The sequence below is a fragment of the Streptomyces sp. NPDC058257 genome (assembly GCF_042881845.1).
Lineage (GTDB): Bacteria > Actinomycetota > Actinomycetes > Streptomycetales > Streptomycetaceae > Streptomyces.
This window is the reverse complement of record NZ_JBHVXJ010000009.1, coordinates 117,828-139,362: the sequence shown is the minus strand read 5'-3', so window position 1 is coordinate 139,362 and position 21,535 is coordinate 117,828. Positions and strand designations below refer to the sequence as shown.

Genomic DNA, 21,535 nt, shown 5'->3' with positions numbered 1-21,535 from the left:
GCCTCAAGTCCGGCTGCTCCGGCGGCTCGCTCGGCCTTCTCCGGTCAGTCAGTAATCGTTGCGGTGACCGGTTCACGGCGTGCCACGTCCACCAGTGAGCGATCGGTGATCTTGAGGGCGGGTGAGACGGCGAGGGTCAGGGTCGACACGCTCATGAACGGGTTGAGGTGGTTCCAGCCCCAGGTTTCCAGAGCCGTGCGCACCGCGGCGGCCTGGTCGGCGACGTCGTGGGCCGGGCGGGCGGACAGCACGCCGCCCACGGGCAGCGGCATGCGCGCCGCCACGGTTGCGCCCTCGGCGCCCCGGACGACGGCCACCCCTCCCCCGTCCGCGACGACGGTCGCGGCGGCCGCGGCCATCGCCGCACGTGAGGTGCCGATCGTCAGGAGGTTGTGGCTGTCGTGGGCGTACGTCGATGCCACGGCGCCCTCCCCCAGATCCCGGCCCAGCAGCGGGGCGAAGACCACGCCGGGGCGTCCGTAGCGGTTGCGTACGCGCACCAGTGTGGTCCGTCCCTCCCAGTGCACCTCGCCGCCCGAGACCGGGAGCTCGACCTCGGTCGCTTCGGTGTAGGTGTCGCGCGGGTTGACGCTCATGGCCCGGAAGCGGTGCGTGCCGTCCGGCAGGTCCACGCGCCAGCGGAAGCCGTCCTCGTCCTGGGGCTCTACGTCCACGCGACTGTCCAGGGGCGGTACGGCGAGGGTCTCCGATGCGGGTGTCTCCTGTACCGGTGCGCCGTCGCGGCCCACGATGTGGCCACCCGCCAGCACCAGTGCGGGCTCGAACGCGGCGAGTTCGCCCCGCAGCAGGACCAGGTCGGCCCGCTTGCCCGGCGAGACGACGCCGCGGTCGTGGAGCCGCAGACGCTGGGCCGGCGTCCAGGTCAGGGCCTTGAGGACGGCATGGGGCGGGAACCCGGCGGCCACGGCGACCCGCGCGATGTGGTCCAGGTGGCCTCGCTCGACGATGTGGTCGGCCGCGAGGTCGTCCGTGACCAGGCACAACGGCGGGAGCTGGGGCAAGGACAGCAGAGCTGTGGCCACGTCCGGGGTGAGGCACTTCTCCTGGAGCATCATCGTCATGCCCAGGCGTGCCTTCTCCAGGACCACCTCGGTGCGGTTCTTGGTGTGGTCGGAGTCCACACCGGTGGCCAGGTACGCGCTCAGTTCCGCGCCGGTCAGGTTCGGGCAGTGGCCGTCGAGGATCGCGTCGTGCGCGCGGGCCACGGCGGTGATCTCGTGCATGCGGCGGTCGCCCGCGACGACGGCGCGGTAGTCCATGACCTCGCCCAGTGCGACGACACCCGGCCACTCCAGCATGTCCGCGATGTCGTCGGCGGAGAGAGCTGCCCCGGCGTGCTCCAGGCCCTCCAGCGCGGGTACGCACGAGGGAACGCCCCACAGCTGGGTCTGGGCGGTCTGGCGGCCCGCGTCGATCATCCAGCGCATGGCGTCCCGGCCTGCGACGTTGACGATCTCGTGCGGGTCGGCGAGGACGGTCGTCGTGCCGCGGGCCAGCGTCACGGCGGCGAACTCCTGAGGCGTCAGGAACGCGCTCTCGATGTGCATGTGGGCGTCCACGAAGCCGGGGACGATCAGCATGCCGGCCGCGTCGATCTCCTCACGGGCCGTGGCCGGGGTACCGGGCGGGAGCACCGCGGTGATCCGGTCGCCCCGCACCAGTACGTCCGCGGCGAACTCCTCACCGGTGAAGGTGGACATCACGCGCCCACCGCTGATCCGGAGGTCGTGCTGCTCACTCATGTGCTCGTGCTCCTTGAAAGGGTGTCGTCACGCGCGGGCGGGTGCGGACCGCCCCCGGAGGGTGGTTGTCGTCGCGGCCGTGGGGCGGTCAGGGGACGAGTGTGTAGAAGTAGTAGCCCAACGGGATCATGACGATCCACAGCGGCCAGGGCACCTCACGGATCCGGCCGCTGACGGTCTTCACCAGGACGTGGGCCGCGAGGCCGGTCGCGATGCCGGTGCCGAAGTTGCCGAAGAACAGCGTGGTCGCGACGGTCAGGGCGGCCGGGATGGCGTTCGTGGGGTCCTTGAAGTCGACGTTCTTGAGCGCGCCGAGCATGTTCAGGCCGATGAACATCAGCACGGGTGCGGTGGCGGCGGAGGGGATCAGGGTGGCGAACGGGGTGACGAGCAGCAGCAGGGCGAAGCCGCACGCGGCCCATACCGATGCAAGGCCGGTCTTGCCGCCCGCGTCGGCGGCGGCCGACGACTCCAGGTAGGCGGTCATCGAGGGTGCGCCCACGGCCGAACCGCCCATCACGGAGACCGAGTCGACGAGGAAGGGGCGGCGGGAGCCGGGGATGTTGCCGTCCTTGTCCAGGAGACCGGCGCGCCCGGAGACGGCAAGGAGGGTTCCGGTCATGGAGAAGAATTCGGACACGAAGAACGCGAAGATGTAGGGGAAGTACTCGGGCTTGAGGGCGCCGAGGATGTCGATGTGGAAGAGGAGGGGGCCGGGTGAGTCGGGGGCCGCGAAGAGGCTGTCGGGGACGTCGGTCACGCCCAGCGGCACGCCGACGAGGGTGACCGCTGCGATGGTGATGAGGAAGGCGCCCGGCACCTTGCGTGCGGCGAGGGCGGTGAGCAGCAACAGGCCCGCCAGGGCGAGCAGCGCGGTGGGCTTGGACAAGTCGCCGACCGCGAGCGCGGCCTTGTCCGCGTTGCCGACGACGAGGTCGGCGTCGCGGAATCCGATGAGGGCGATGTAGAGGCCCAGGCCGCCACTGATGGCGTATTTGAGGTTCATCGGCATGAGCCGCGTGACGAGGTCGCGGATGCCGAAGAGGGTGAGGAGCAGGAAGGCGACGCCGGACCAGAACACCATGCCCAGCGCCGTGTCCCAGGGGACGTGGTCCTGTCCGACGATGGTGAACGCGATCAGGGCCACGCCGCCGAGTCCCGGGGCGACGACGAACGGCAGGTTGGCGAACAGGCCCATGGCCAGCGTCGCGAGGGCGATGGCGATGATGACGGCGGTCGTCGCGGCGCCGTGCGGCACACCGGCGGAGGCCAGCTGGCCGGGGACCACGACGACGGCGTAGGCGGCGGCCATGAACATCGAGGCGCCTGCCACGACTTCCGTGCGGTGGCTGCTGCCGCGACCGCGGACGCCGAAGTGCCGCTCGACGAGCGAGACGGGCGGCGAGGTGGTGGCGTCGGTCTGCTCGCCGGGCGGCGGAGCGGTGGTGGGCATGGGGACCTCGGCGGGGTGAGGGGCGGGCACGCGGTTGTCGGCGCGGTCAGAGTGCGGGCGCGCAGGGAACCCGGCTTGGCCCGGTCTCTGCAACCGGTCTCTGAAACCGGTTGCAAAGACCGGTTGCGGGTATCATGGCACGACGGCAGGCGAAAGTGAACACGGACCTCGGGCGGATCTTCGATCCTTGCCGGGCCCATGAGGCAGGGGACGGCATTGGCGACGCTCTTGGACGTGGCGCGTGCGGCGGGGGTGTCCAAGGCCACCGCTTCGCGGGCACTGCAACGCCCCGAACTGGTCGCCGAGAGCACGCGGCTTCGCGTTCGGGACGCGGCCGACCGGCTCGGTTTCCAACCCAACGCCGCCGCTCGCGCGCTGACCACGGGACGTACGGGCCTGATCGGCCTGATCGTGCCGACCCTCTCGAACCCGTTCTTCGCGCCGCTGGTGATGGGCGCACAGCAGGCGGCGGAGGAGACCGAGAGCCATCTGCTGATCGCGGTCTCGGAGTATCAACCGCAGCGTGAGGCCGCCCTCGCCGACCGGCTCTCCGAGCAGGCCGACGGCCTGATCATGGTGACGCCGGTCGGCACGGACGCCGCACTGCGGGAGCGGTTCCGCCGGCGCCCGCTGGTGCTCGTCGACCGCCAGGTGGGCCGATTGCCCGCCGTGGTGGCCGACACCGCCACGGGCCTGACCGAACTCCTTGACCACCTGCTGGCACAGGGCCACCGCGACATCGCCTACGTCTCCGGTCCCGCGGACTCCTGGGCAGACCAACAGCGACGTACCGCGCTCACCGCACAGGCGTCGGCGGCCGGCGCCCGTGTCCGCGTCCTGGGGCCCCTGCCGCCCACGTTCGACGCCGGAATCGAGGCCTCACGCGCGCTGCCCGCCGACGCCACGGCCGTCCTCGCCTACAACAGCTATCTGGCACTCGGACTGCTGCACGGCCTCGGCGTGGCCGGACGGCATGTACCCGATGACGTGAGCCTGGCCGCAGCCGACGACCTCAGTACGCTCAGCGCCACCACGCCTCCGGTGACCGCGCTCGACGTGCCGCTCCGAGAAGCCGGGGCACTTGCCGTCACCCGCCTGCACGAGCTGCTCGACGGCCACCGGCGCACGGTCACCTCGCGCCTGCCGGCCGCTCCCGTACTGCGTGCGTCGACGGCTCCGCCGCGCGGCCTGTAGCCGCCTTTGACTGATCCGGCCCGGCTCAGAGGCTCGTTCCCGCGTAAGCGGTCACGTCCTCCACCGATGCGTTGCCGCCGCAGATCACCAGGCCGAGCCTGGTCGCCTCGCCGGTTTTGGCAAGGACACGGCGGGCGGCCGGCAGGAGGCAGCCCGCCGCCGGCTCCGCCCATACCCTGGCGTGCTCGGCCAGCTCGAGCACGCCCGCGTAGGCCTCCGCCTCGGGCACGACCAGTACCTCGTCGACCAGGTCACGCACCATGGTGTACGTCAGCGGGGACACCGTGGGCGCACTCAGCGTGCTGATGCGTGAATCCACATCCACGTGAACCGGCCCACCGCAGGCCAGCGCCCGGGTCATCGCATCGGCTCCGGTGGTCTCCACGCCCCACACGCGCACGTCCGGCCGACGTGCCCGCAGCGCCGCCGCCACACCGGCGATCAGACCACCGCCGCCGATGGAGACCAGGACGTCCGTCAATTCACCGGCGTCTGCGGCGAGTTCGAGTCCCACCGTGCCCTGCCCCGCGATGACCACCGGGTCGGCGAACGGGTGCAGCAGGGTGAGCCCTTCCGCCTCAAGCCGGTCCATGGTCGCGAAGGCGTCGGCCATGGTCGCCGTCAGCCGTACGTCGGCTCCGGCGGCCCGGGCAGCCCCCACCGAGCGTGCCGGTGCGGTGCGCGGCATCACCACCGTGGCGTGCACACCCAGCGCGGCCGACATCTCCGCCACGGCGACACCATGGTTGCCGCCGGACACCGCCACCACCCCGGCCGCGCGCTGCTCATCGGTCATCGCCAGCAGCTTGGCGACGGCTCCCCTCGCCTTGAACGAACCAGTGCGCTGCAACAACTCGAGCTTGACCGTGACCGGTACCCCGAGCAACGCGGTCAGCCCCGGGCTGGGCAGTGTGGGAGTGCGCACCACATGCCCGGCGATCCGCGCCGCCGCGCTCTCCACGTCCTCAACACCGACCATGGCGCCCCTCCAGGATGTCTCGCACGCCGTATCCGTCTGCACAACACGCCGTATCCGTCTGCACAATACGTGGCTGATCCCGGGCACAGGCAGTCGTTCGGATCATCTCAGCACAACTCAGCGCGGCAGAGTGTCCGGGGCCGTCGCCCCGCGCGGAGGCGGGGCGCCCTGCGCTGTGGCCCTCAGGCATGCCGCGGCAATGCGGGCCGCATCCGCCTGTCCGGCCCCGGTTGAAGTGGCGGAGGCAATATCCGCCGCCTTGCAGCGCGGTGCCGAAGTGGCCGGGGCGAAGTGGCCGGGGCGACTAGGACGGCTACGACGTGTATCGAAAGTGCGTGCGGCGGCTGGTGCGGCGTAGTACTCCTGGGGAGCCTCAAGGCACGTCTGTTCTCACTTGGAGTTGTCGATGACCGTTCGTCGTGTCGTACCCACTGTCCAGTCGGAGGCTGCGCAGGAGAGCCGGGAGTTCTACGGCCTGCTCGGCTTCGAGGAGGTCATGAATCACGGCTGGATCATGACGCTGGCTTCCCCGTCCAGCCCGGCGGCGCAGGTCAGCTTCATGTCCAGCGACAAGACCGCGCCGGTCACGCCCGACATGAGTGTCGAGGTGGACGATGTGGACGCGGCCTATGCGGTCATGCGGGAGAGCGGTGCGGAGATCGTGCACCCCTTGCAGGACGAGGAGTGGGGAGTGCGCCGGTTCTTTGTCCGTGACCCCAACGGCCAGGTGGTCAACGTGCTGGGCCACCGCTGACGATCTTCCCGCGGTGTGGGTGAAGGTACTGGTCACAGCCACTCGTTGATGGCCGCGACGAGGACAGTCGCTTCGTAGCGGACGGCGAGTTTCTCATAGCGGGTGGCCACCGCCCGGTGCCTCTTGAGTCGGTTGATGCCGCACTCGACCGCGTGCCGCTCGCGGTAGTCGATCTTGTCGAACGCCGGCGGCCGACCGCCACGGGAGCCGTGCTTCTTGCGGTTGCGGATGTGGTCGGCCACGGGCCACCGCGGCATAGAGCCCTCCATGGCCGCGGCGGTGTTCACCCACCAGCGAGAGCTCGGCCAGTGACCGCACCGGACCGTCACCGCACAGAACAGCATCAGTCAGCTCGAACAGAGCGTCCGAACGAGCGGTCAGGCTAGCGTAGAACTCGCCCCGGAAGCATGACAGTTGCGCCAACGACTCTCGCCGGGCGTCGTGATGCAGCAGACTCATCCTCACGGTCTTCGTGCTGAATGTGTGTGTTCCTTGGTCGGAGCACATTTTCAGCCGAAGGCCGCCTCCGTGTACGGCAGTTACCGAACCGGGTGATCAAGTTCGACGGACCATTCGACGCCGGAAGTTAAAGAACAAGCTAGGACGACTAGCGGCAGGCGAGCAGGCTTAGACGGCTGTGTGGGGCTCCCATGAGTATGGTCAAGGCCCCCGGCAGCAGCCTTATCGCCCGCCCCGCCGGCACTCGGCCCTCTGGCGGCCTGTCTACTGCCGCCTGGCCTCCTCCCGAACATCAACGTTCCGTTCGACTTCACCGGCGGCGCAACCGCGTACAACCAGCTCCGCCTTTCGGCAGTCACACCAGATAGCGCGCATCCCGTCGACCGAGTGGGAGCCCTCATGCCGCACAGCCGCCGCATCCTGACGTACGCCGTTGCGGTAGCCGCCGCGGCCACCGCCGGGTTCGTGTTCCCGTCCGGCGCCACCGCTGCCCCGCCCCGCCCCGCCCTGAGCGACTTCAACGGCGACGGCTACGCGGACCTCGCCGTCGGCGTCCCTGACGGCACCGTCGCGGGCCAGGCCAAGGCCGGTTACGTGAACGTCGTCTGGGGCGGCCCGAAGGGCGTCGGCTCCCACGGAAGCATCCGCGTCACCCAGGCCACCGCCGAGGTACCCGGATCCCCGGAGGCAGGCGATCGCTTCGGCGCGTCCGTGGCCCTGACCGACCTCAACGGCGACGGCATCGCCGAACTGCTCGCCGGTGTCCCTGGCGAGGACGTCACCGACCGCGGTACGGACGCGGGCATGGTCATCGCCGTAGGCGGTTCGAAGGACGGGCCGGGGCCGGGATCATCGGTCCTCACCGGGCCCTCGCCGTCGGCCGCGTACGGCAGATCGGTCGCGGCAGCCGACCTGACCGGCGGCGGCAGCGGCAGCGGCAGCGGCAGCAACAAGGTCATCGTGATCGGCGGCACGGACAAAGTCGTCGCCCGTGTCATCCAGGGCGAAGACAGCATGATCACCACTATCGTCGCCGCCCCCATGGGAGGCCGCGCCCCCGTCCTTGCCACCGGCGATTTCGACAGCGACAACACGGCGGACCTGGCGGTGGCGTACTGGACCGCGGGCAACCCCCACACACAGTCCCATGTGCGCCTGTTCAGGTGGGACGCCGCCCGGTCCGAGATGGCCGACTTCTGGAACACGGACAACGCCGGCGTGAGCGCCCTGGCAGCAGGCGACTTCGACGGCGACGGCCACGACGACCTGGCGCTCGGCGAGTGCCGTGAGATCGCCGACGAGAACATCGACGACCCGTGCGGCCCCGAGAAGATCGCGAAAGGGGGCGGCATCCACGTCCACTACGGAAGTTCCGTGGACGGTTCCTTCGGCGGCCGCACCCAGACCCTCAACCAGGACACGGCGGGCGTCCCGGGAGTGGCCGAGGACGGCGACCGCTTCGGTGCCGCGCTCGCCGTCACCGACGTCAACCGCGACGGCCGCGACGACCTGATCGCGGGCGCGCCCGGTGAGGCCATCGGAAACAGGACGGGGGCAGGCGCCGCCTGGGTGCTCCACGGCGGGGCGCGGGGCCTGCTCGACGCAACCGGCGCGGCCGCGTCCACCGCATGGAACCAGGACACGCCCGGCACACCAGGGGCCGCCGAGGTGGACGACACATTCGGTGCGGCGGTCGCCGCGGACGACTACAACGCCGACGGCGTCCCCGATGTCACGGTCGGATCCCCGGGCGAGAACGCCTCCTTGGGCGCCGTGTGGCTCCTGCCCCGCGCCTCCGCCGCCCACTCGGCGGCCTTCTCGCCCCGCTCGCTCGGCCTTCCCTACCTCTCCACGGCTCACAAGTACGGAAAGCCGCTGAACGGCCGCTGAGCCCACACCCGGAGCAAGGACGGGCAGTCAACCGCTACCTGGCCGCAGAGCTCAAGACCGGCGTCGCCCCGGATTCATGTCGTCGGCAGGTTCTGCCTTCATCCGCGCATCTCGTACGACTCTCCGCACGGGCCGCCCGTTGCGAACGGATCGTCGTTGCGGAGGGCCGGTGGCCGAGGTGACAATGCGGGGAGGTGCCGGGTGGTCATCCCGGCGAAGTGTTGGAGGCGCTGCTCGTGGACACCGCATCGCGGTGCGCCTCGCCATGCGCGCCAGACGCTGACCACTTCGCCTCGCCCACCGGCTGAATTGCTTGGTTCGCGGTGGGCGCTTCCCCTCATGGGAGACCACCGTAGTGCCCGAAGACTTCATGACGGGTGATCGCCGTCCCCTGACAACGGCTCTTGCCGCCAACCTCGTTTCGATCACTGGGAATTGCCTCACGTACATGGGCGTGCCGTGGTTCGTGCTGCAGAGCACGGGCAGCGCCGCCAAGGTGGGGGTGGTCGCGTTCTGCACGCTGCTGCCTGTGGTGCTCGCTGCGCTCGTCGGTGGTCCGGTCATCGACCGGATCGGGCGACGGCGGGTGAGTGTCGCCTCGGATCTCGCCTGCGGGATCGCGGTTGCGGCGATCCCGCTGCTGCAGTTCACCGGCATCCTGCGGTTCTGGATGCTGTGCGTGCTGATGGCGGTGACAGGGCTGTGCCGTTCGCCGGGTGAAACGGCCCGCGGCGTGCTGTTGCCCACGCTCGCCGAACACGCCGGAATGCCGCTGACCAGGGCTGCCGGATTGTACGACGGCGCGGCACGCTGCGCGGCGCTGACCGGATCGGCTGTCGGAGGTGCGCTGATCGCCGTACTCGGAGCCGCGAACGTCCTGTTGGTGGATGCCGTGACCTTCGCCGTGGCCGCGCCACTGTTCGCGTTCGGGGTGCGCGGCCTGCCTCAGGCACAGGCTCAGCGGCGGGTCGAACCGACGTCGTTGCGTGCCTACCGTCGTGAACTCGCGGAAGGCCATCGCTTCGTGGCGGCCACGCCGTTGCTGCTGGGCCTGTGCCTGATGACGCTGGTCACCAGGGGCCTCGACCAGGGATGGAGTGCCGTGCTCCTCCCCGTGCATGCCCGTGAGGAGCTTGGCGGTTCCATCGACCTCGGTCTCCTGAACGCGGCGTTCGGAGTCTGCGCACTCGCAGGGGCGCTCGTCTACGGGGCCGTGGGCAGCCGTTTTCGGCGGTGGCCCGTGTTCACGGTCGCGTTCCTCATCGTGGGCCTGCCGCGCTTCGTGGTGGCCGCCTCCACCAACAGCTTCACGCCGCTGGCCGTGACCATGGCGTTCGAGGGCCTCGCCTGCGGTGTGCTCAACCCCATCATGGCCACAGTGACGTACGAGGCGGTGCCGGAGGAACTGCGCAGCCGCGTGCTGAGCGCGACAACGGCCTCGGTCCAACTGGTCACTCCGCTGGGCGGAGCGGCTGCGGGCTTCCTCGTGGATTCGGCCGGACGGCCCTCCACGCTGCTCACGGTTGGCGGTGTGTATCTGCTCGCCACACTGTGCCCGGTGATCTTCCCGATTTGGAGAAGGATGGACAGCACCGGCTCTCCCCACGACAGGACAGAGGGCTCACCGCCACAGGGTTCGAAGGCGAAACGGAGGTAGAGACGCGGGCCACTCGTGCCTTGGCTGTCCGCCGCCTGCGGGACCATCGCCGGGAGCTGTCCAGCCACCGCGACGATTGACAACACGGAACGGTCGGCATCGTGACCGCGATTCCGCCCGTTCCGTCGGCGCTCCCGCGACCCCGGCGGCGTTGCTGGAACTCACCGGCAGTCGTTGCTCTCCTTCATCGACATGCTCAACCGGGCCGTGCGGCGCGAGGCTGTAGTGAACGGCGTGCGAAATGATGCTGGACATGAGTGACCCCCAGCACCCCAGCAACGCTCACAAACCCGATACCCCCGGCAAGGCCGCCCTCTCGCATCGGCTGGTCCCGATGATCGGGCGTGACCCGGAGGAGCACGGGCGGGTCTCCACGCCGCTGGAGCTCCTGTTCGACCTCACCTTCGTGGTCGCCGTCGGCACCGCCTCATCCCGCTTCGCCGAGATGATCGCCGAAGGGCACGCAGGGCAGGCGGTCACCGCGTTCGTCCTCGCGATGTTCGCGATCAGCGTCGCCTGGATCAGCTTCAGCTGGTTCGCCTCCGCCTTCGGCACCGATGACTGGCTCTACCGGGCCCTGACGATGGTCCAGATGATCGGCGTCGTCGTCTTCTCCCTCGGCCTGCCCGCGATGTTCCACTCCGTCGAAGAGGGCGGACACCTCGAACTGCGGGTCATGGTGCTCGGATACGTGGTGATGCGCGTCGCCTTGGTGCTTCAGTGGTGGCGTGCCGCCCGCGACTCCCCCGCCTTCCACAACGTCGGCATGGCCAACATCCGCTGGACCGTGATCGTGCAGCTCGCCTGGATCACGGTCGCCTTCACTCATCTCCCACTGGCCGCCGTGTTCATCGCGTTCGTCGTCCTCGGGGCGCTGGAACTGGCGCTTCCGATGCTTACCCAGGGCACTGCGGACGGCACCCCCTGGCACCCCCACCACGTCGCCGAGCGCTACGGCCTGTTTGCCATCATCGTGCTCGGCGAGGGCGTCGTCGGGACCGTCGCCTCCTCGGGTGACCTGCTGGGCGGCGCGGACGGCACGCACTGGAGCGGCAACGCGATCGCCGTCGTGGTCGCCGGCGTCGGACTGACCTTCGGCATGTGGTGGGTCTACTTCGCCACTCCCTTCGGCGACGTCCTCGTCCACCGCCGCAGCCGCGGATACCTCTTCGGCTATGGGCACATCCCCCTGTTCATCGGTATCGCCAGCGCCGGAGCGGGACTGCACGTGGCCGGCCTCCACCTGGAGCACCACTCCGAGCTCAGCGACGTGGCTGTGGTCCTCTCCCTGGCCCTCCCGGTCGGCCTCTATCTGCTGATGGTCTATCTGCTGCACACGCTGCTGCTGTCCACGGCGGACCGATTCCACCTGCTTCTGATCTCTCTCACGCTGGCCGTCCTCATCGCGGCAGTCCTCCTGGCCGCGGCCGGCGTCGCCATCGCGGTGTGCCTGCTCGTCGTCATGCTCGCGCCGTTCGTCACCGTGATCGGCTACGAGACGATCGGCCACCGCCACCAGGAACAGATTCTGGAGGAACTCGGCGCGTGAGAGGGCTGACGGGAGTCACCTACCGCTTGTCAGGCCGGTGTCTGCCAATCAGGGCGGCGCAGCATCTCGACTCATGGGGTGCCCGTTCGTGCGGCTGAGATACCGCGTGCTCGGAGTCGCTCAGGTCCGGGGGCGCAACCTGGCGTCCCTTGTGCAGCCGCAGTGCTCCCGGCCTTCGTAGCGCGATTCCGCGTCGGGGAGCGCGGCAACGGCCGTCCACGCCTTGATGTCCCGGCGTCGTGGTGCCGCGAAGTCGTGGACCAGGCACACCATTTGCCCGGAACATCGAGGGCACCGGTGCCGGGTGGGGCCGCGATGGCGCTTGAACGCGCCGCCCTCTCACCAGGGCCAGCAGGCCGCCGACGCGCGGGCAACCATGTGTCAGTTCGCGTCCCCCGCCGGTGTCAGCGTCGCTCCGGCCGGCGCGGGCCGCGTCGGCGCCGCGACCTCAAGATGCTCGGCGGCCTCGGCCGCGGCGAAGGACGAGGCAAAGGTGAACGCGCGCGGCGACGGTCCGTTCGCCTGCAGGTCCGCCAGCCGGCCCAAGGCCTCGCCGACCGTCGGGAGGTGACCTGCGGGGACCCACCAGAGCACCAAGTGCGCCTCGACGTGTCGCTCGAACCACTCACGGCGCTGCCGCATCACCTCCAAGTGCCCGCTGCGGTAGGTGAAGTCCCACAGCGCCTCCGGGGTCTCCCACACCGACAGATTGACGATGACGTTCTCGCCCGCCGGACGCAGACCGGTGGCATCGGGCGATCCCTCCTCCACGAGCCGCCAGACGAAGCCGGGCGCGTCGTCGGCTGCGGCGTTGACCGGGTCGAGCATCTCGACGAACGGCGCGATGCGCGGGTCGTCCAACGGGTGGCGGAGCGTGGCGATGTTGAGCTCGGCGAGGTGCGCGGCATGCGCGGATGCGGTCATGGCCTCATCCCAGCACGGCCCGCTTTTCTATGTCAATCAATATTGTTTTTAGAAGCTTCGAGTACGACACAGCACTCCCCCGGCCTGGCATCCATACGGGCACGGACGGGACCGCCCTCGCCGAGCAGCCCTTCCAGGAGCGCCAGATTCATCCCGCAGACGAGCGGCGGGAAGCGCTCGGCGACGGCGTGGAAAGGGCAGTTGCGCATACGGACCACGCGAGGCGCCACGTCGGCACCTTCCACGTCCTTCGCTTCGGCGACTTCCCTATGCGGTTCGTAGCCGCGCGCGGACAACATCTCCACCGCCTCGTCGAGGCCGCCACAGGGCGCCGCCGAGCCGCGCAGAGTCTCGCCCCGGCGGCGCGCGGCCGCGCAGAGCGCGGCGTCCAGGCCGACCTGTTCGGCGGCCTCGGCGAGCAGTTCGGCGGCTGTGCGGTAGTCGCGGGCGGGCAGCGACACCGAGTGCTCGGCCCGCGCTCGCGTGTACACCTTGGCGGGGCGGCCCGCCCCCGGCCCCGAACGGCCGGTCAAGCGGCGGCTGCCGCTCTCGAGGAGGCCCGCCTCCGTCAGCTTGTCCAGATGGTGCGCGGCGAGCGTGCGCGCCACCCCTGCCGCCTCGGCGGCCTCGTTGCGGCCGACCTCACGGCCCTGCCCCGCCACGTACTCGTACAGGCGGCGCCGCACAGGATCCTGCAGCACCGCGATCGCGTCGATGTCCTTCACCTCGCCATTCTAGGAACAACACAAGTTGGAGATAGAAGGGGCGGCATACCGGCCACCGGTCGAGCCTTCGATCCTGACGCATGGTCCAGTGGCTAGGCGTGGATGATGACGCTCGTCTCCACGTCCCGCACGGTCGAGTGCGTCGTTGCCACGCCGACCACCAGCTCTTGGCGCCCTTCCCGCAGGGACTCGGCCAGATGGACACGGCAGCGGCTCCGGGCAGTGTCGCGTTTCGGGTCGGCGGCGCACCGCGTGAAGAGCGGACCGGCGCGGGAATTCCGCGGTCCGGGAGCCGCCCAGCGCCGTTCACGCGCCGGCGGCGTCCATGGAACGGTCCAGGTTGACCGCCGCGCTGATCAGCGCCAGATGGGTGAAGGCCTGCGGAAAGTTGCCCAGTTGCTCGCCGGTGGTGCCGATCTGCTCGGCGTACAAGCCGACGTGATTGGCGAAAGTGAACGTCTTCAACAAGGCCAGCCGCGCCTCCTCGATCCGGCCGCTGCGGGTCAGGGCCTCCGCCCACCAGAAGGAACAGATCGAGAACGTCCCCTCCGTGCCGTCCAAGCCGTCGGGAGCCTCGGCCGGGTCGTAGCGGAACACCAGTGAGTCCACGACCAGGGCCTCCTGGATGGCGTCCATGGTGGAGAGGAAGAGCGGATCACGCGGTGCGACAAACTTGACCATGGGCATGATCAACAGTGACGCGTCCAGCACGTCGCAGGACGGCCCGTCCTGGTCACTGAGACGCTGCACAAAGCTGCCGCGTTCCGCGTTCCATCCCTGCTCCATGATCTGGCGGTACATGGCGTCTCGGGCAGCGATCCACCGGGGGAGGTCGGCGGGAAGGCCACGCTGGCGTGCCATACGCACCATGCGCTCGACAGCCACCCATGACATGAGTCGCGAATAGGTATGACGCTGACGGCCGGCGCGGGTCTCCCAGATCGATTCGTCCTCGCTGTCCCAGTTCTCCAGGAGCCACTCGATGATCTGGGTCAGGTCCTGCCAAGCCGTGTAGGAGATGCCCGTCCCGTACTTGTTGAACAGGTAGATGGAGTCGACCAGTTCGCCGTAGACATCCAGCTGCAATTGGCGTGCGGCAGCATTGCCGACGCGCACCGGCGCCGAGCCGCAGTACCCCTCAAGGTGTGCGAGTTCGCGTTCCGGCAGCTCCGCGTCACCGTCGATGGTGTACATCGCGCGCAGCGGGCCCGCCGCCTCGTCGGCGCCGGTCCTGGCCAGACAGCGCGTCAGCCATGCGACAAACGCCTCGGCCTCGTCGGTGAAACCCAGGCGCTGCAGCGCGTAGAGCGAGAAGGCGGCGTCACGGATCCAGACGTAGCGGTAGTCCCAGTTGCGTTCACCGCCGATGCGCTCCGGCAGCCCCAGCGTGGGTGCCGCGATGATCGCGCCAGTGGGCTCGTGGGTCAGGAGCTTGAGGGTGAGGGCGGAGCGGTGCACCATCTCGCGCCATCGCCCTTGATACGTCGACCGCTTCAGCCAGCCGCGCCAGAAGGCGACCGTGCCGTCGAACAGTTCGTCGACCTCATCCCGATCCGGCGGGGCGGCGCACTTCCCCTGCGCCGCGTCGGCGTCGGCGTCGGCGTCGGCGTCGGGCCCGGCTCCGACGTCCAGGACGAACAGGGCCTGGCCGCCTTCGCCGAGCTCGAACTCACCGTGGGCCTCGCCGTCCTTGGCCGACAGGGGCACATCGCTGCGCAGCACCAGCGTCAGTGACCCGGAGATGAACTTGACCTCGCCCTCGCCGGTCAGCATCCGGTGGCGGGCCCGTCCGTAGTCCAGGCGCGGAGCGATCCGGGTGCGCATGCGCATGGCACCGCGCACGGCCACCACGCGCCGCACCAGCCGCTGGCGGTGCCGCTCGTCGTGGGGGCGCAGAACCGGCATGAAGTCCTGCACCTCCACCATGCCCTCCTCGGTGAGGAAACGCGTGACGAGGATCGCGCTGTCAGGAACGTAGAACTGCTGACGGGACGCGGTTGCACACAGCGGCGTCAGCTCCCAGACCCCGCCACTCTCCGCGTCCAGGATCGCCCCGAAGATGCTGGGGGAATCGAACCTCGGCGCGCAGAACCAGTCGATGCGCCCGTCGGTCCCCACCAGTGCCGCACCGCGCAGGTCCCCGATCAGGCCGTGCTCGGCGATGGGCAGATATGCGCGGCCTGCTGCGTCCTGGTCGTCCATGCCTGTGCCTTCCGCCCGCATCGAAACCGGCGACCACACTACAGCTCCGTACTCCCCGGACCCCGGACTCCGCCGGGCGCGTCACGATCTTCGGCCCGAGCCTCGAAGAATACTCAGAGAAGAGGTGCGGGCCGCTCCTGCCGGGTCGGATCCCGGGATTTCCCTCCCCCGGGCGGGAGTTGCGGAAATTGCCTCCAGGGCGCCCTCTCGGCTCGCCTGGCTGTCAGCCGAAAGGAATTCTCAGTTCCGGGGTGAATTCACGATGCACGGCACTCGAAAGAGAATTGATATGCCGTCACATCCAGAGGGGCGGACCGGACCGAACAGCCGGCCTCGCCCTGCGGGGAGGGGGAAGTGAAATGACGGAAAGCCACCGAGGGTTGATCCTACGGGCGTCGACAGCACCGGCTCCGCCGACACCGTACCTCCGCACGGATACAGGAACAGAGAAGCCCCTGTCCCCGAGAGATCGCAGCGGCCCGGGGACGGAGATGGAGTTAGCCGTTGGCGCGGAACATCGGCCGGTTCCACCCCTTCCGAAGCCTCTGACCCCTCCGAAGCCGCTGAGCCGACGGGTCAGGACCATTCGGCGCAGTGACCACTCTCTGCCGCGGCCCCGCCGACTCCGGGCCGGGTACACCTGCCGAGTGCGGGGCAAGGCAGCGGCGGATTCCGGCCGGAGCCCTATGGCGTCGCCGTCAGGGGGCACACACAGCAGGACCTGGCCCAAGAGCACCGTTTCCCGCCAGGTTCTGCTGGTTGTGGTTGCGGACCCGAGGGAGTGCCTGTTTCGCGAAAGCGAGGGCGGTGAACCGCCACCACAAGCCCCCTGTCGGCACCCGTGCCGCCGTGGCAGGTCTGCCGAGTACGGGCCGGGCATAGCCGTGTGAGCATCGATGCAATCACGCAACGATTTGACCGTTTTAATACGCAATACATCTTCCCTTATGTCCGGCTTTCTCAGTGAATCAGCCCTTCACGCCGCCAGAGTCACGCGGGGGCTATTGTCCGTTTTGCGCGCCATTGATGCCGAATGAAGCCGTCTGGTGCACCATGGGGCCGCATTCCCTTCAGTGAATTGGGTCACGCTTCCCGCCACGGCACCGCTGGGAACAACTGCGAACCGCTGGGCGCACTTCCGTTGCGCACTAAGAAATTTGGGGTTTTTGATCAATGAGTGCGAACTGTTCTGTTCGCCGGGAGACGGACCCTCGTGCATTGCCTATGCGAATTCGTGTCTTGTTCCTTCCGGCATTCCTCGCCTAACGTCACCGTCAATCCGGATGGAACGCCGAATCCTGCCGCTGTCCGGAAACCCATCCCACTCACTTACGCACGGCAGGAGCGGGGGACCCAGGTAAGCCGCCGATCCGGATTCCGGAACGGCTCCGGGGTGAAGTCGCATTCACAGTGCGGCCGGACATCTCCCGTCCGAACCCGACAGCTCACCTCGCAGGCGACGGAGAGGAAATCGTCATGCCTGCAAAGGGAAAGCACCGCCGCCCCAAGTCCAGCCCGCTCACCCGGAACATCGCCGTCGCAGGCACGGGCGGCGCCGTGCTCGTCCTCCCGGTGCTCGGCGCCACCACCGCAGCCGCGGCGCCGGCCGGCACCCCCGCCAAGCCCGCCGCGGCCTCCACGACGTACGTGGTCGCCGCCGGTGACTCCCTCGCCAAGATCGCCCGCGAGCACTCCCTGAGCGGCGGCTGGAAGAAGCTGTACGCGGACAACCGCAGCACTCTCGGCGACAGCCCCAAGATGATCCACCCCGGTCTCAAGCTCACCCTCGGCGAGAATGCCCCCGCTCAGCGGGCAGACCGCTCCGAGCGCCCGGACACCCTCACCGCCGAGCCCGCCGCGGCCCCGGCGAAGAAGACGTACACCGACGACCTCGACGGCTGGATCAGGGAGTCGCTCGACGTACTGGCCCAGCACGGCATCCCCGGCACCTACGAGGGCATCCACCGCAACATCATGCGCGAGTCCTCCGGCAACCCTCAGATCACCAACGACTGGGACTCCAACGCCGCCGCCGGAACACCTTCCAAGGGGCTCCTGCAGGTCATCGACCCCACATTCGCCGCGTACCACGTGCCCGGCACCTCCACGGACAGCTTCGACCCCGTCGCCAACATCACCGCCGCCTGCAACTACGCGGCCGACCGCTACGGCTCGATCGACAACGTGAACGGCCCCTACTAGACCGTCCCGGACGGCCCCTCCTAGACCGCCCCGGCGGCTGTCACAGCCCCGCCTCCAGAAGCCTCAGGTCCCGCAGGCACTTGGCCGAGTCGACGATCGTCGTCGCAGCGGGGTGGGGCGGGATGAGGCGGGGCGGGGCGCGGCTGCCAGCCGAATTCCTCGCGGGCCCGGTCGTTGTGGATGACCGGTCGCGGGAGAGCCTTGCCGGGAGCCTCCCGTTCGGGAGCCCGCGCGGCGAGCTAGCCGAGCCGGTCGCGCAGGACGTCGGCAAGCTCGACGAAGCTCAGCCTCGGACCGTCGGCGACGGCCAGGAACCGCCGCCCCGCCGCTCGCTCGCCGGCGCCGGTCAGGGCGGCTCCTCCTCATCAGCGAGGTCAGCCTGATCAACAGGTCAGCACGCGTCTCGCGTAGCGCTCCTCTCGCGTAGGGCACGGGGCGGAGTCGCGCGGGACGCGGTTACGGGACACTGCTGGCCCCGCTCCCCGATCACCGGGAGGGTCCGCGCTGCCGGAGCGGACGACGGAATGTGTCGTGGTCGGCCCCGCGGTCGGCGAGAAAACGGCCGGTATCCGCTGCGGCCCAGTGGTGCGGCCCGGTGGCACGATCGCGTCCCAGCACCGGCCTGCCCGGCCGGGCGCCGGCCCGATCCCTCAGCGGGCCACTGCGCAACTCCTGGACGTACTTCGCGGGTTGGAGCAGGCTGTCTCCGCCCTCTGCCACCGCGATCTGGCTTCCTTGTCCGCCGCCCGCCCGCACCGCGCCGCTTGTCGCCCCTATCTGAGGAGCTCTCGCATGGACCAGCCGCAGATCCTTGTCCTGGACGCCGCAGGCAGCGACCGACACGCCGAGGACGCCGAGCTGCGCTCACGCGGCCCGGCTGCCCGCGTCGACGTCCTGGGCGTCGAGGCATGGGCGGTGACCGACCCGGCCCTGCTCAAACAGCTCCTCACCGACCCGCGGGTCTCCAAAGACCCCCGGCGGCACTGGCCGATGTTCCCCGACCAGATCCTCGGCACCTGGCCGCTGGCACTGTGGGTGGCCGTCGACAACATGTTCACCGCCTTCGGCGGCGACCACCGGCGGCTGCGGCGCCTGGTCAGCCCGGCCTTCACCTCGCGCCGTATCGCCGCCCTGCAGCCGCGTATCGAGGAGATGACCGACACGCTGCTCGATGAACTCGCCGCCCTTCCCGCCGGACAACCCACCGACCTGCGCGAGCGGTTCGCCTATCCGCTCCCGATCCGGGTCATCAGCGAACTCATGGGGCTCCCCGACCACTCCCGGCCCGGCTTCCGCCGTACTGTCGACGGTGTCTTCGACACCACGCTCAGCCCCGATGAGGCCGCCGCGAACACCCAGGAGGCGTACGCGATCCTGGCCGATCTGGTCGCGGCCAAGCGCGCCGCGCCCGGCCAGGACATGACCTCCGTACTCATAGCCACCCGGGACGATGACGGCTCCGCGCTGAGTGAGCAAGAACTGCTCGACACGCTCCTTCTGGTGATCAGCGCGGGCTACGAGACCACCGTCAACCTGCTGGACCAGGCCGTCGTCGCGCTGCTCAGCCATCCTCAACAGCTCGCCCAGGTCCGCGAGGGCACAAGGGCCTGGGCAGACGTCGTCGAGGAGACGCTGCGCTACGAGGCACCCGTCGCGCACCTGCCGATGCGCTACGCCGTCCAGGACATCGCCCTGACACCAGAACTCGTGATCCGCCAGGGCGAGGCCATCCTCGCCTCCTACGCGGCAGCAGGCCGCCACCCCAACCTCCACGGCCCGAGCGCCGGCTCCTTCGACCTGGCCCGGGCCGACAAAACCCATCTCGCCTTCGGCCACGGCGTCCACGTCTGCCTAGGCGCGGCTCTGGCCCGGATGGAAGCCCAGATCGCGCTGCGGGCGCTGTTCACCCGCTTCCCCGACCTCACTCTCGCCGTTCCCGCATCCGCACTGCGCCCCGCGGAGTCGTTCATCTCCAACGGACACCGGGAACTGCCGGTCGTCCTTGGCCCAGAACACTGAGAACCGACTCGGCCCAGCACTACCGGCAGCGCCAGAGGCACCGCTCTCCCCCGACGAACTTGACGATCCATCACAGGGTGGAAAACAGCCGCCGGAACAGGTCCAGGGCCTCATCGGCCCAGCTCAAGATGCCCAGGGCCGAGCCCAGATTTCCCGGCGGACGGTTGACCAGTGTGTCGTGGCGGATGAGCCGGCCGAAGTCCACGAGCACCGGGTCCTGATGAGGGGTGCTCGCGTCGGGGCGGAAGAACCGGACGCCCGCCAGCCGCATCACGTTGATCACCTCCTGGGCGAGAATCCCGTATCCGACCGTCGTGGGGTGCACACCGTCGAGCGAGAACAGGCCGCCGTCCGCGCGCCGTCCGCCCTTGCTGGCGAGGAATTGCGAGTTCGGCGGCGGTGACAGTGCCTGCAGTTCCGGCGGCAGGGTATAGGGCCGCCACCAGTCCGGACGCGCCAGCGGGTCCTCGATGTAGCGGCGCGATGCCAGGCGGTCCATCAGGCCGCAGGTCTCAAGGAGGTACCAGTCCTTCCCCTCGGTCCGGGCAGCGCGGACGGTATCGGTGATCGCGTAGTTGTACGCGTCGATCGCATCGTCCACCTGCCGCGCCTGCTCCGCGGTGATGCTCGGGTCCCTGCCCACGTCGAAGTCCCGGTCGCTGATCCACGGACGGGTGTAGTAGGGGAAGTACCGCGAACCGGGCTGGACCTTGACCGCCACACCGCGTGCGATCGGCGCGATGGTCACGTGCGGAACCGTGCACCAGATGACGTGGCGTGCCTTGATGTCGGCGACTTCCGCGGCCACTTTGCGCAGTTCGGACGTGAAGTGCCTGGGCCGCCAGACCGTGAAGTGGCGCTTGGCGTCGAGGTCGTCGAAGCCGGCGTCCTCACTCCACACCACGCGCAGGTCGGTCACCGCCCGCAGGGCATTGTTCGCGCCCAGGAAGACGACCAGTGTCTCGATGCCGTCCTGCGCGTCGGTGCCCTCGATGTCCTTGCCCAGCTCGGCCGCCGCACCCAGCTGGGTCAGGGCCCCCGCTGTCCGGGGCTGGGTGGGCAGCACCCTCAGGGCGGCGCGCTCACCGGCGTTCTGCACGATCTGATTCACGAGGTCGTCCTTGGGCACGTCGATCCGCTTACGGCACTCGTCCGCCGACTTCGACAGCGCATCGCGCAGATCCCACCCGAACACGGCAAGGTTGTGCATGATCGCCGTGGTCGACGGCACGGTCAGGCCTGCCCCTCGCTCCCAGTAGTCCTCCACCCGGTCCATCACCTGGCGAGCCCGGAACAAGGCCAGCGGCACCTCCCACCAGTCCACACCCCGCCCATAGCGGTCCTCCAGGTCACGCAGGAACCACTCGAGGTTGAAGGGCAGCCCGCCAAGCCCCCCGTAGAGGGGATACCGGAACTGCGGGAGACACCCCAGTTCGTACGCGACGATCGCCGGATACGACAACGACGTGTTGAAGATCGCCGCGCTCTGGAATCCCTGCGTCAGCGAATCCCCCACCGTGACCAGCCGGTGGCGAGGATTCCCCGCCCGCCCCGCAGCGACGTCGACCCCCAGCCTGGGATCGGTCACGGGCACCCGCGGCCCCTCCCCACCCACGGAATCGGCCATGTTCCCCTCCCACTGACAGCCTGCGGCGTACCGGCCGCGACCTCCGGTCTCGCCCGTCGGCCCTCGGCCCTTGTACGAGGCCATTTCCTGCGTAGCAGAGGCCGATCCAGGACGGCACTCTCCCGACAAGAGATACGC

Annotated in this window: 14 protein-coding genes, 1 pseudogene and 1 riboswitch; of the genes and pseudogenes, 7 read left to right on the top strand and 8 right to left on the bottom strand. The window is 69.4% G+C overall.

Features of this window, described 5'->3' with window-relative positions; genetic code table 11:
- Positions 1-44: 44 nt before the first annotated feature.
- Positions 45-1,763, bottom strand: coding sequence for an adenine deaminase C-terminal domain-containing protein (locus ACFVXC_RS22470; RefSeq protein ID WP_389907723.1), 1,719 nt, complete (start codon positions 1,761-1,763; stop codon positions 45-47).
- 88 nt (positions 1,764-1,851) lie between these two features.
- On the bottom strand, positions 1,852-3,216 hold the full coding sequence (locus ACFVXC_RS22465) for an NCS2 family permease (protein WP_389907721.1): 1,365 nt from the start codon (positions 3,214-3,216) through the stop codon (positions 1,852-1,854).
- A 216-nt stretch (positions 3,217-3,432) separates the two neighbouring features.
- Here ACFVXC_RS22465 and ACFVXC_RS22460 point away from each other — a divergent pair, with 216 nt between their 5' ends.
- Complete coding sequence (locus ACFVXC_RS22460; protein WP_389907719.1) at positions 3,433-4,410, top strand: LacI family DNA-binding transcriptional regulator; 978 nt, start codon at positions 3,433-3,435, stop codon at positions 4,408-4,410.
- 25 nt (positions 4,411-4,435) lie between these two features.
- Here ACFVXC_RS22460 and ACFVXC_RS22455 read toward each other — a convergent pair whose 3' ends face one another.
- Positions 4,436-5,389 (bottom strand): threonine/serine dehydratase, encoded by a 954-nt coding sequence (locus ACFVXC_RS22455; protein ID WP_389907717.1) that lies wholly within the window; start codon positions 5,387-5,389, stop codon positions 4,436-4,438.
- Between the two features lie 406 nt (positions 5,390-5,795).
- On the opposite strand from ACFVXC_RS22455, the gene ACFVXC_RS22450 reads away from it, so the two are divergent.
- Entirely contained in the window at positions 5,796-6,143 is a 348-nt protein-coding gene (locus ACFVXC_RS22450) for a VOC family protein (RefSeq protein ID WP_389907715.1), read from the top strand.
- Between the two features lie 141 nt (positions 6,144-6,284).
- Here the strand turns inward: ACFVXC_RS22450 and ACFVXC_RS22445 are convergent.
- Positions 6,285-6,602: pseudogene (locus ACFVXC_RS22445) on the bottom strand (transposase); the annotation flags it as partial.
- A 399-nt stretch (positions 6,603-7,001) separates the two neighbouring features.
- On the opposite strand from ACFVXC_RS22445, the gene ACFVXC_RS22440 reads away from it, so the two are divergent.
- The 3 genes from ACFVXC_RS22440 to ACFVXC_RS22430 all read left to right on the top strand — a co-directional run bounded on the left by ACFVXC_RS22440 (position 7,002) and on the right by ACFVXC_RS22430 (position 11,698).
- Positions 7,002-8,492 carry an FG-GAP-like repeat-containing protein gene (locus ACFVXC_RS22440; RefSeq protein ID WP_389907713.1) on the top strand — a complete coding sequence of 497 codons (1,491 nt, stop codon included), beginning with the start codon at positions 7,002-7,004 and terminating at the stop codon, positions 8,490-8,492.
- A gap of 370 nt (positions 8,493-8,862) precedes the next feature.
- Positions 8,863-10,149, top strand: coding sequence for an MFS transporter (locus ACFVXC_RS22435; RefSeq protein ID WP_389908065.1), 1,287 nt, complete (start codon positions 8,863-8,865; stop codon positions 10,147-10,149).
- 334 nt (positions 10,150-10,483) lie between these two features.
- Positions 10,484-11,698, top strand: coding sequence for a low temperature requirement protein A (locus ACFVXC_RS22430; RefSeq protein WP_389908063.1), 1,215 nt, complete (start codon positions 10,484-10,486; stop codon positions 11,696-11,698).
- Positions 11,699-12,079: 381 nt separating this feature from the next.
- Here the strand turns inward: ACFVXC_RS22430 and ACFVXC_RS22425 are convergent, their stop codons facing one another.
- The 3 genes from ACFVXC_RS22425 to ACFVXC_RS22415 form a co-directional block, all read right to left on the bottom strand.
- Positions 12,080-12,622 (bottom strand): DUF3291 domain-containing protein, encoded by a 543-nt coding sequence (locus ACFVXC_RS22425; protein WP_389907711.1) that lies wholly within the window; start codon positions 12,620-12,622, stop codon positions 12,080-12,082.
- Positions 12,623-12,654: 32 nt separating this feature from the next.
- Complete coding sequence (locus tag ACFVXC_RS22420) at positions 12,655-13,347, bottom strand: helix-turn-helix transcriptional regulator (RefSeq protein WP_389907709.1); 693 nt, start codon at positions 13,345-13,347, stop codon at positions 12,655-12,657.
- A 306-nt stretch (positions 13,348-13,653) separates the two neighbouring features.
- A complete protein-coding gene (locus ACFVXC_RS22415) occupies positions 13,654-15,549 on the bottom strand; it encodes a glycoside hydrolase family 15 protein (protein ID WP_389907707.1) in 1,896 nt (631 codons plus the stop codon).
- A 1,279-nt stretch (positions 15,550-16,828) separates the two neighbouring features.
- A riboswitch (cyclic di-AMP (ydaO/yuaA leader) is annotated at positions 16,829-17,021 on the top strand.
- A gap of 4 nt (positions 17,022-17,025) precedes the next feature.
- Here ACFVXC_RS22415 and ACFVXC_RS22410 point away from each other — a divergent pair.
- Together ACFVXC_RS22410 and ACFVXC_RS22405 are read left to right on the top strand one after the other, a co-directional pair.
- On the top strand, positions 17,026-17,751 hold the full coding sequence (locus ACFVXC_RS22410) for a transglycosylase SLT domain-containing protein (protein WP_389907705.1): 726 nt from the start codon (positions 17,026-17,028) through the stop codon (positions 17,749-17,751).
- A 792-nt stretch (positions 17,752-18,543) separates the two neighbouring features.
- A complete protein-coding gene (locus tag ACFVXC_RS22405) occupies positions 18,544-19,770 on the top strand; it encodes a cytochrome P450 (RefSeq protein ID WP_389907703.1) in 1,227 nt (408 codons plus the stop codon).
- Positions 19,771-19,840: 70 nt separating this feature from the next.
- Here the strand turns inward: ACFVXC_RS22405 and ACFVXC_RS22400 are convergent, their stop codons facing one another.
- The gene (locus ACFVXC_RS22400; RefSeq protein ID WP_389907701.1) at positions 19,841-21,397 is read right to left on the bottom strand and encodes a hypothetical protein; all 1,557 of its coding nucleotides are present in this window, start codon (positions 21,395-21,397) and stop codon (positions 19,841-19,843) included.
- Between the last annotated feature and the right edge of the window lie 138 nt (positions 21,398-21,535).

Coding starts and splice junctions, on each gene's coding strand:
- ACFVXC_RS22470 (WP_389907723.1), bottom strand. CDS start 1,763: ATGAGTGAGCAGCACGACCTCCGGATCAGCGGTGGGCGCGTGATGTCC.
- ACFVXC_RS22465 (WP_389907721.1), bottom strand. CDS start 3,216: ATGCCCACCACCGCTCCGCCGCCCGGCGAGCAGACCGACGCCACCACC.
- ACFVXC_RS22455 (WP_389907717.1), bottom strand. CDS start 5,389: ATGGTCGGTGTTGAGGACGTGGAGAGCGCGGCGGCGCGGATCGCCGGG.
- ACFVXC_RS22450 (WP_389907715.1), top strand. CDS start 5,796: ATGACCGTTCGTCGTGTCGTACCCACTGTCCAGTCGGAGGCTGCGCAG.
- ACFVXC_RS22440 (WP_389907713.1), top strand. CDS start 7,002: ATGCCGCACAGCCGCCGCATCCTGACGTACGCCGTTGCGGTAGCCGCC.
- ACFVXC_RS22435 (WP_389908065.1), top strand. CDS start 8,863: ATGACGGGTGATCGCCGTCCCCTGACAACGGCTCTTGCCGCCAACCTC.
- ACFVXC_RS22430 (WP_389908063.1), top strand. CDS start 10,484: ATGATCGGGCGTGACCCGGAGGAGCACGGGCGGGTCTCCACGCCGCTG.
- ACFVXC_RS22425 (WP_389907711.1), bottom strand. CDS start 12,622: ATGACCGCATCCGCGCATGCCGCGCACCTCGCCGAGCTCAACATCGCC.
- ACFVXC_RS22415 (WP_389907707.1), bottom strand. CDS start 15,549: ATGGACGACCAGGACGCAGCAGGCCGCGCATATCTGCCCATCGCCGAG.
- ACFVXC_RS22410 (WP_389907705.1), top strand. CDS start 17,026: ATGCCTGCAAAGGGAAAGCACCGCCGCCCCAAGTCCAGCCCGCTCACC.
- ACFVXC_RS22405 (WP_389907703.1), top strand. CDS start 18,544: ATGGACCAGCCGCAGATCCTTGTCCTGGACGCCGCAGGCAGCGACCGA.
- ACFVXC_RS22400 (WP_389907701.1), bottom strand. CDS start 21,397: ATGGCCGATTCCGTGGGTGGGGAGGGGCCGCGGGTGCCCGTGACCGAT.